Annotated in this window: 8 protein-coding genes and 1 pseudogene; 3 read left to right on the forward strand and 6 right to left on the reverse strand. The window is 67.6% G+C overall.

Translation table 11 applies throughout. The annotated features are described in order from the left end of the window. Positions 1 to 16 precede the first annotated feature (16 nt). On the reverse strand, positions 17 to 1843 hold the full coding sequence (locus tag BM199_RS08700) for a glycoside hydrolase family 15 protein (RefSeq protein ID WP_091671855.1): 1827 nt from the start codon (positions 1841 to 1843) through the stop codon (positions 17 to 19). A 176-nt stretch (positions 1844 to 2019) separates the two neighbouring features. On the opposite strand from BM199_RS08700, the gene BM199_RS08705 reads away from it, so the two are divergent. Then, positions 2020 to 3033, forward strand: coding sequence for an SDR family oxidoreductase (locus BM199_RS08705; protein WP_091672118.1), 1014 nt, complete (start codon positions 2020 to 2022; stop codon positions 3031 to 3033). A gap of 81 nt (positions 3034 to 3114) precedes the next feature. Next, the gene (locus tag BM199_RS08710; protein ID WP_091671856.1) at positions 3115 to 4773 is read left to right on the forward strand and encodes a RecQ family ATP-dependent DNA helicase; all 1659 of its coding nucleotides are present in this window, start codon (positions 3115 to 3117) and stop codon (positions 4771 to 4773) included. Between the two features lie 40 nt (positions 4774 to 4813). On the opposite strand, the gene BM199_RS08715 is transcribed toward BM199_RS08710, so the two are convergent. The 5 genes and pseudogenes from BM199_RS08715 to BM199_RS08735 form a co-directional block, all read right to left on the reverse strand. Beyond that, the gene (locus BM199_RS08715) at positions 4814 to 5284 is read right to left on the reverse strand and encodes a DUF4383 domain-containing protein (protein WP_091671858.1); all 471 of its coding nucleotides are present in this window, start codon (positions 5282 to 5284) and stop codon (positions 4814 to 4816) included. Positions 5285 to 5613: 329 nt separating this feature from the next. Further along, positions 5614 to 6408 carry an acyl-CoA dehydrogenase family protein gene (locus BM199_RS08720; RefSeq protein WP_425425510.1) on the reverse strand — a complete coding sequence of 265 codons (795 nt, stop codon included), beginning with the start codon at positions 6406 to 6408 and terminating at the stop codon, positions 5614 to 5616. A gap of 12 nt (positions 6409 to 6420) precedes the next feature. Further along, positions 6421 to 6897 (reverse strand): annotated as a pseudogene (locus BM199_RS35170) (acyl-CoA dehydrogenase family protein); the annotation flags it as partial. Positions 6898 to 7016: 119 nt separating this feature from the next. Continuing rightward, positions 7017 to 7829, reverse strand: coding sequence for a dihydropteroate synthase (folP, locus tag BM199_RS08730; protein WP_245788249.1), 813 nt, complete (start codon positions 7827 to 7829; stop codon positions 7017 to 7019). 135 nt (positions 7830 to 7964) lie between these two features. Then, positions 7965 to 8774: a class I SAM-dependent methyltransferase gene (locus tag BM199_RS08735; RefSeq protein WP_091671863.1), complete on the reverse strand. Its 810-nt coding sequence runs from the start codon at positions 8772 to 8774 to the stop codon at positions 7965 to 7967. Positions 8775 to 9115: 341 nt separating this feature from the next. On the opposite strand from BM199_RS08735, the gene BM199_RS08740 reads away from it, so the two are divergent. After that, positions 9116 to 9685: DUF222 domain-containing protein (locus BM199_RS08740; protein ID WP_218160316.1), on the forward strand; the 570-nt coding region annotated here is incomplete at its 3' end.

Consider the following 9685-nt stretch of genomic DNA (forward strand, 5'->3'; position numbering starts at 1 on the left):
ACCGAACCACCTGCTCCTATCGGGACGAACGCTCGTGCTCGCCGGTCTCGGCCCGGCGCTGAGACGGACCACGCGAAGTTCCGAGGTTGAACGCGGTGTCCACCAGTGGGATGTGTGAGAGCGCCTGCGGGAAATTGCCCACGAGCCTGCCGGAGTGCGGGTCGAACTCCTCCGAGAGCAGGCCGACGTCGTTGCGCAGATCCAGCATCCGTTCGAACAGCGCTCTCCCCTTCTCCACCTCGCCCTGCAGAATGTAGTTGTCGGCGAGCCAGAACGTGCACGGCAGGAACGCACCCTCACCTTCAGGGAGCCCGTCGACGTGCTGGGTCGCCGCGGACATCGAGTACCGCTGCACGAACCCGTTCTGCATCAGCTCCTTCTCCACCGCCTCGACCGTTCCCCGTACCCGCCGGTCGGTGGCCGGCAGGAAGCCGATGTTCGGCATCATCAACAGCGATGCGTCCAGTGCCTCGGACCCGTAGTACTGGGTGAAGGTGTTGCGCTCGGGGTCATAACCCTTCTCGCACACCTCGTCGAATATGTCCTGGCGTAGCCGCTTCCACCGGTCGACCGGACCGTCGAGTCCGAACTCCTCAACGGCCTTGACGGCCCTGTCCGCGGCGGCCCAGGCCATCATCTTCGAGTGGGTGAAGTGCCTGCGGGGCCCGCGAACCTCCCAGATTCCGTTGTCCGGGTCCTGCCAGTGCTCCTCCACGAATTCCATCAGCCTGCGCTGGAGCAGCCAGGCGTTCTCGTCCGGCGGGATGCCTTGTGCCCGCGCCTGGTGCAGCGCGTCCATCAGCTCGCCGTAGACGTCGAGTTGGTACTGCCGGGCCGCCTCGTTGCCGGTCCGCACCGGCCGGGACCCCTCGTAGCCCGGCAACCAGTCGAGTTCCAGTTCTGGCAGTCTGCGCTGACCGTCCACTCCGTACATGATCTGCATCTGCTCCGGCCGCCCCGCGACCGCGCGGACGAGCCATTCCCGCCAGGCACAGGCTTCCTCGGCGTACCCGGCGGCGAGCAGCGCCAGCAGGGTGAACGTGGCGTCGCGGATCCAGCAGAACCGATAATCCCAGTTGCGCACCCCGCCGAGTCGCTCCGGCAGAGACGTGGTCGGGGCGGCCACCATACCCCCTGTCGGCGCGTACGTGAGCGCCTTGAGGGTGACTAGCGACCGCACCACCGCGTCCCGGTACTCCCCCTCGTACGTGCACCTGGCGACCCAGTCCTGCCACCACTTCTCGGTGGTCACGATGATGTCACCGACGTCGAGGTCCGTGATGTCCTCGTATTGCGGATTACTCCAGGTGAGCCGGAAGTCCACCGTGTCACCCTCGTCCACAATGAACTCGACGGAAGGGTGCTCGGCATCCGAGAGGTCGAACTCCAGATCCGCGTCCATGGTCAGATGGTCCGGCCCGGCGATCGCGTGCAGCCTGCGGCCCTCCGGCCGGAACCAGGGAACGACCCGGCCGTAGTCGTAGCGCGGCACGAGGTCACTGCGCATCGTGACGCTGCCCCGAACACCTTCGACACGGCGCACCAGATCGGGCTGAGCCCCGCGAATCGGCATGCAGTCGACGACCCGCACCGCGTTGTCCCCTTGGGAGAAAGTGGTCTCCAGCACCAGGCTGTCGCCGCGGTAGCGGCGCTCGGCCCGCCAGCCTTCGCCGGATGGTGACATCGTCCAGCGGCCGTGTTGGGGGCCGCCGAGCAGTGCGGCGAAACAGGCACCCGAGTCGAACCTGGGCAGGCACAGCCAATCGATCGAGCAGTCCCTGCTCACCAGCGCCGCGGTGTAGGTGTCACCGATGAGCGCGTAGTCCTCCAGGGGCGTCGACACCAAATTCCTCCTCAGGTCGGTCCTCCTCGTGCTACCCGTTTCCGTTCAGGGGTAATCCGCGTTCACGGGTAACCGGCCGGGGGCTGGACAGCCAGGGTGTAACCGCTGGCAGGCCGGGTAGCCGGAAAGGAAACCACCGGGCACACCTCGATCTCGACGTGGAGGAGGAGCTGCGAATGTCAGGCAGGGGCGCGGGCAGAGTAGTCGCGGTTACCGGCGCCAGTGGCGGAATCGGGCGTGCCGCGGCACGGGCCTTCGGCGAACGGGGAGACCGGGTCGCCCTGCTGGCCAGGGGTGGGAAGGGCCTCGACGCCGCGGCGGAGGACGTCGAGAGCGCGGGCGGAAAAGCCTTGCCCCTCACCGTGGACACCGCTGACTTTCGGCAGGTCGACGAAGCCGCGGACCGGATCGAGAAGGAGTTCGGGCCCATCGACGTCTGGGTGAACGATGCCTTCACCTCGGCGTTCGCGCCGTTCACCGAAATCGCGCCCGACGAGTTCAAGCGAGTGACGGATGTGACCTACCTCGGTTATGTGTACGGCACCAAAGCGGCACTGAACCGGATGCTGCCCCGGGACCGGGGCAGCATCGTGCAGGTCGGCTCGGCACTCGCCTACCGCGGGATCCCGCTGCAGTCGGCCTACTGCGGCGCCAAGCACGCAATCCAGGGATTCACCGAGTCCCTCCGCTGTGAACTGTTGCACGACAAGGCCGGAGTCCACGTCACCATGGTGCAGATGCCCGCGGTGAACACTCCGCAGTTCGACTGGGTGCTCTCCCGGCTGCCGAACAAGGCCCAGCCGGTTCCACCGATCTACCAGCCCGAGGTCGCGGCCGACGCGATAGTCTACGCGGCCGACCACCCGAAGCGCCGCGAGTACTGGGTCGGCGGGTCGACGGTGGGCACGATGCTGGGCAACAAGTTCACCCCCGGGCTGCTCGACCGCTACCTCGCGAAGAAGGGCTACGCGGCGCAGCAGACCAGCGAGCGCCGGTCGCCCGACCGTCCTTCCAACCTCTGGGAGCCGGTGGACGACGAGGACGGTCAGGACTTCGGTGCGCACGGGCGGTTCGACCGCAGGTCCCGCGCCAGGGACATCCAGATATGGGCTTCGCGCCACCACGGCCTGCTGGCCGCGACGAGCGGTGCGCTCGCGTTCGGCGTGGTACGCAAGGCAATGCGGCACTGATCAGGAACCGGGCGCCGGCGATTCCGGGCGCGGCTTCGCCGCACCAGGTTTCCGACTGTCGCTCCCGGGAACACCCGGCCAATGCCCGAACAGTCATCCCGGCCCCGGCCGCCGAAGAATGCCCGCACCAAGCTCCAGCAGACCGCGGAAGAGGCGTTCGGCTGGACCCGGTTGCGCCCGGAGCAGCTGACCGCCATGGAACAACTGCTGGAAGGCAGGGACGTACTCGTCGTCATGCCCACCGGTTCCGGGAAGTCCGCCATCTACCAGGTGCCAGCGCTGGAACTGCCGGGCCCGACCGTCGTGGTGTCGCCGCTGATCGCACTCCAGCGGGACCAGGTCAACTCGCTCGAGGAGAGCGAGGCTCCGGACGCGGTCGCGGTGAACTCGGCGCAACGGGCCGGGGACAGCACGCGGGCCTGGAAAGCGGTCGGCGACGGCAACGCCGAGTACGTCTTCCTGTCACCGGAGCAACTGGCGAAGGAGGACGTGCTCGCTGAGATCGAGCGGGCACGCCCGACACTGTTCGTCGTCGACGAGGCGCACTGTGTTTCCGCGTGGGGACACGATTTCCGGCCCGACTACCTGCGTCTGCGCCACGCCATCGACCGGCTCGGCCACCCACGGGTACTGGCGCTCACGGCAACGGCGGGCGGACCGGTCCGCGACGACATCGTCCGCCACCTCGGCATGACCGACCCGGTTCGCGTCGTCGCCGGCTTCGACCGGCCGAATCTGTATCTGGCGGTACGCCACGCGGGCGACGGCGACGACAAGCTCACGGCCGTGGCCGACTGGGTCGAGTCCGCTCCGAAACCGGGCCTCGTCTACGCGGCCACGCGGAAGGACACCGAGCGGTGTGCGGCGATACTGACGGATCGCGGGGTACGAGCGGCGGCCTTCCACGCCGGGCTCAAGCAGGGCGAACGCGGGGACGTCCAAGAAGAGTTCATGGCCGATCACCTCGAGGTCGTGGTGGCGACGTCCGCCTTCGGTATGGGGATCGACAAGCCGAACGTGCGCTTCGTGGTGCACGCGTCCGTGCCCGAGTCGCTGGACGCCTACTACCAGCAGATCGGCAGGGCAGGCAGGGACGACGAGCGGGCGGACGCCCTGTTGTTCTACCGTCCCGAGGATCTCGGGTTGCAACGGTTTCTCACCGCCCACCCGCTTGACCCTGACGACGTCAGGGAAGTCGCGGAGGCCGTGCTCGACCACGATGGCCCGGTGAGTCCGACCGAGGTCGACCACGAGGTCGGCCAGTCCAGGCGCAAGGCGATGAACAGCCTCAACCTGCTGGAGCAGGCGGAGGTCGTGCGGACCACCGACCGGGGCCACTTCGACTACGACGACAAAGACACCGCACCGCAGGACGCGGCCGAACAGGCCGCCGAGGTGGCCGAGAAGCGCAAGCGGCTCGACCGGTCGCGCATCGAGGTACTGCGCAACTACGCCGAGACCTCGTCGTGCCGCCGCCAGTTCCTGCTCGGCTACTTCGGTGAGTCACTTGCGCAGCCGTGCGGTTTTTGCGACACGTGTGCGGCGGGCACGGCGGCCGAGCACGCGGCGCCCGCGGACGCCGAGTTCCCGGCCGACAGCCGGGTGCGGCATCCGGAGTGGGGCCAGGGCACCGTGGTCAACCAGGAGGCCGACCGGATCACGGTCCTGTTCGACGACGAGGGGTACCGCACGCTGTCACTGGCCGCGGTGCAGGAGAACGACCTGCTCGTCGCGGACTGAGAGGCAGTCAGCCCGTTGCCGCCCGACCTGACGGGACGGGTCAGTAGCCTGCGCTGTCCCGGCCGGGCGACCTGCGCTCCAGGGCGGTGCCCAGCAGGCCGAGGGCGATCATGCCGAGCCCGAGTCCGAGGTGCAACCAGTTGTCGGCCGGGTTGACCGGCAGGAAGTTGGCGTCCGTCGCCCGGTCGATCGGCAGGCCGTACACGCACAGCAGGACGTAGAAGCCACCGCCGATCATGAGGAAGGCCCTGGAGAGGGCCAGCGTGGTCGCCGCGACAAGGCCCAGCACGCCGAACAGGAGGTGGACGAGGTTGTGCAGTACCGACACCCCGAACAACCCGAACAGCAGGGCCATGGAGTCCGGTCCGGCGAAGCCCATCTCGTTGTATTCACTGGTGATTCCCGGGATGAAACCGAGCACCCCCACCGCCAGGAACACCACTCCGACCAGTGTCGCGAAAAGCTGAACCGGCTTCCTGCCCGTTCGCGAGTGCGTTCGGCCTTCGGTCACGGCTGCCTCCTCTCGTCCGTGCCCGGCTACCCGTGGGAGCAGGGTCGAAACTGCAGCCGGGTTACGCGCGGCGATCACGAGGGTTTACAGGGTCACATCGCGATATCGCCATGAATCACCCGGCAAGCGGTACGTCGAGCGGGTTAGGCCTACCTACCTTGGAAGCTGTCCTGACCTGATCGGCGAAGGGATGGTGATCGACATGGGCGGATGTAACTGTTGCAGCTCGTGCACAGGCTCGGGTTGCGGCTGCTGCAGCAGCTGCAGCTGAATTGGGGTGGCCCGGTGTGGCCTTCGGGGACGAGACCCGAAAGCCACACCGGTGCGGCTCAGCCTTTGAGGAGTTGGCGGGCCATGACCAGGCGCTGGATCTGGTTCGTGCCCTCATAGATCTGGGTGATCTTCGCGTCGCGCATCATCCGCTCCACCGGGAAGTCCCGCGTGTACCCCGCCCCACCGAACAACTGCACCGCATCCGTGGTGACCGCCATCGCCACATCCGAGGCATACGACTTCGCCGCACTCGCCATGAAACTCGCCCGCGCATCCCCACGCTCACTCGCCGCCGCCGACGCATACACCAAATGCCGCGCCGCCTCGATCTTCGTCCCCATATCCGCCAACATGAACTGCACCCCCTGAAACTCCCCCACCGCACGCCCGAACTGCCGACGCTCCTTCACATACCCCAACGCCGCATCCAACGCACCCTGCGCGATCCCCAACGCCTGCGCCCCGATCGTCGGCCGCGTGTGATCCAACGTCCGCAACGCCGTCCGCAACCCCGTACCCGGCTCCCCGACAATCCGATCCCCCGGAATCACACAATCCTCGAAATGGATCTCACACGTCGGCGACCCCTTGATCCCCAACTTCCGCTCCTTCGCCCCCACCGAAAACCCCGGATCATCGGCATGCACCACAAACGCCGAAATCCCATCCGCCTTCTTCTCCGCCGCCGGATCCGTCACCGCCATCACCGTGTACCACGACGACACCCCCGCATTCGTGATCCAGCACTTCGTCCCATTGAGCACCCACTCATCCCCCGACAACCGCGCCCGCACCCGCATCGACGCCGTGTCCGAACCCGCCTCCCGCTCCGACAACGCATACGAGGCCATCTCCCCCGCCGCGATCGCCGGCAACACCAACTTCTTCACCTGCTCCGACCCCGACAACAAAATCGGCTGCGTCCCCAACTTGTTCACCGCGGGAATCAACGACGCCGACGCATCAACCCGCGCGACCTCCTCGATCACAACGCACGCCGACACCGCATCCGCACCCTGACCCGCGAACTCCTCAGGAATATGCACCGCATTGAAACCGGAGGCGTTGAGGGCGGTCAGAGCTTCCTGAGGAAAGCGGGAGTCCTCGTCGACCTCCGCCGCGTACGGGGCGATCTCCTTCTCCGCCAGCGAACGCACGGCAGCCCGCAACTCCACTTATGCCTAGGCGTTGAGGGCGGTCAGAGCTTCCTGAGGAAAGCGGGAGTCCTCGTCGACCTCCGCCGCGTACGGGGCGATCTCCTTCTCCGCCAGCGAACGCACGGCAGCCCGCAACTCCTCGTGCTCCTCAGCAAGCTGGTACAGCGGAAAACCTTCGCTCACGTCCTTGTGACCCTTCGTCTGCGGCTGCCCGCACGGTCCCGTGCAGGGGAACGCCCGTGAGTTTAGTAGGTATTCCTACTATTGTGGGTCCTACGAAGTGCGATTCCGGTCTCAGGGAGCTACGCCAGGCCCCGAACCACTCGTGCGGGTGGCCGGTGTCCCTGGATCGAGGCGACCATCTCCACCACCTGTCGGGTTCGCCGCACCTCGTGCACCCGGAAGACCCGTACCCCCTCGGCGGCGGCCAGCGCGGTGGCGGCCAGCGTGCCGTCAACTCGCTCGTGCAGGTCGACACCGAGCGTCTCGCCGACGAAGTCCTTGTTCGACAGGGCCATAAGCACCGGCCACCCGGTGGCGACCAGCCGGTCGGTGTGGCGCAGCAGCGACAGACCGTGCCAGGTGTTCTTCCCGAAGTCATGGGTGGGATCCAGGAGGATACCATCGCGCGGGACCCCACGGGCCACCACCGTCTCCGCCAGTTCGGTCGTCTCCCGCACCACCGCCTCGACCACGTCGGGGTAGTACACCCGGAACGGCCTGGTGCGCGGGACCGCGCTGCCGGTGTGCGAGCAGACGTATCCCGCACCGAACTCGGCGGCGGCGTCGACCAGCCTGGGGTCGGCGCCCGCCCAGGTGTCGTTGACGAGGTCCGCACCTGCCTCGCAGGCCAGTCGCCCCACCTCGTACCGCCAGGTGTCGACGCTGATGACCAGGTCGGGATGCCGGTCGCGGATGGCGGCAACGAACGGGACGACCCTGCGCGTCTCCTCCTCGACGTCGACGTCCGCTCCAGGACCTGCCTTCACACCACCGACATCCACGATGTCCGCACCCTCGGTGACCGCCTGGTCCACGGCGGCCATGGCCTTGTCGTCACTGAAGGTCGCACCCCGGTCGTAGAACGAGTCGGGTGTGCGGTTGATGATCGCCATCACCAGCGCGCGGTCCCTGCGCACGGTCTTGCCGCGGAACACCAGCTCGTTCGGCACTGCCACTCCCCTGGATCGCCCTTCGGCCGCCGCCATCACCGCGGCCCGCACCCCACACTAGGACGACCCCGGGAAGGGCTACCGGCGGAGGCCGACTCCCACCAGCGTGCCGAAGTCCACCGACTCGATCCCGCGCTGCCGCAGCACGCCGAGGAACTCTGCACGGACCGCCTCGATCTCGTCCGCCCGCAGACCGGACAGCGCACCGCGGAACCCACTCCCCAGCACCACGTCCCAGGCCACCCCGGGATCCAGCCGCAGTCGTCGCTCGACCTCGGTCACCCGCATCTCGTCGGCACCGATATCGCGCAGCCAGTCCTCGAGACCCGCCTCCGTGTTGATCTGCTCGATCGGCCCCGGCGGCCCAGTCCGCCCTGCCTGTTCGGGGCGGAACCGGCCGATCACCTCGTAGTAGGACCTGGCGAAGTCCTCGATCGCCCCCTTGCGCCACACGGCCACGGCAAACCGGCCGCCCGCACGCAGCATCCCGAACAACCGCGTGCACTGCTCGTCCATCTCCGGCAGGAAGAACACCCCGAACGCGCTCTGCACCACGTCGTACCCGGCGTCCGGCGCCTCCCACTCGGTGACATCCGCCCGCACGAACCGGACGTTGCCGACACCCTGCCGCGCAGCGGCCTCCCGCCCCTCCTCCAGCAAACCCTCCGCCAGGTCGACCGCGTCGACCCGGCCCTCCACTCCCACTCGCGCACCCGCGGCGATCGCCGACGCTCCCGCCCCGCAGCACACGTCCAGCACCCGATCACCCTGCTTCGGCCCGGCCTCCTCGACCATCGCCTCACTCAGCGGGTTCCACACCAGCGGTGCGATCCTGGCGAACTCCGTCCGAGCGGCCGTGAAAACGTCGCCCAGCTCCTTGGCCCCCATACGTCCCTCCCTGTCGCCTTCACCTGCCGCCACCCTAGATGAAAACCATGTTCATGTCGACACGCATACCCGAGTTGGCACTTTCGGGGCGCGAGTTGACGGTTTGTGCGCGGGTGTTTGCGGTTTGTGCGCGGGTGTTTGCGGTTTGTGCGCGGGTGTTTGCGGTTTGTGCGCATTCCGGGGTGGGGACACGTGGTGGGGTTTCGGGCTCGCCTTCGGCGCGCCCTGCGCAATTGTCGCTCCACGCATCACCCTTTCGGGGTGGCTGGTAGCGACAATTACCCAGGGAACGAGACCGCTGCGCCCCGGTTTTTGTCGGACCCCCTTCCTACAATTGTGGGGTGACTAGTTCAGGGGGAAACGTGGTGGTGTCGGGGTTGTCCCGGCGAAGATCGGTCCTTGTTGCGCGGTTGCAGTCGATGGAGCGGACACAGTCCACATTGGAGGCGCGGCAGCTGTGTGACATCGCCGAGCTGGTGTCCACGTCACCGGGGGCGGCGCGGGATGTGGCGCAGGAGGTGGCGTTGGCGTTGTCGATCACTCCGCGTGCGGCGGAGCGGATGGTGTCGTTGGCGGTGGCGTTGACGACCCGGCTGCCGCACACCCTGGCCGCAATGCGGGCCGGGGTAGTGGACGGGTACAAGGCGTCGAAGATCGCCGACGTCACCGGGTGTTTGTCCGATGATCTCGCGCGGCTTGCCGATGAGCGGTTGTCGCAGCGGTTGGCGGGCAAGGATCCGACGCGGTTGCGGCGGGCGGCGCACCATGTCGTCGCCCAGGTCGTTCCCGACGGCTACGCCAAGCGGGTGGCTCGGCGGCGGGCGGAACGGTCCGTGCAGTTGGTGCCGCAGGGCGAGGGCATGGCCACCCTGATCGCCGACCTGCCCGCCGAAACAGCCACCTCGATCTAC

The organism is Amycolatopsis marina, from assembly GCF_900111885.1.
Classification (GTDB): Bacteria; Actinomycetota; Actinomycetes; order Mycobacteriales; family Pseudonocardiaceae; genus Amycolatopsis; species Amycolatopsis marina.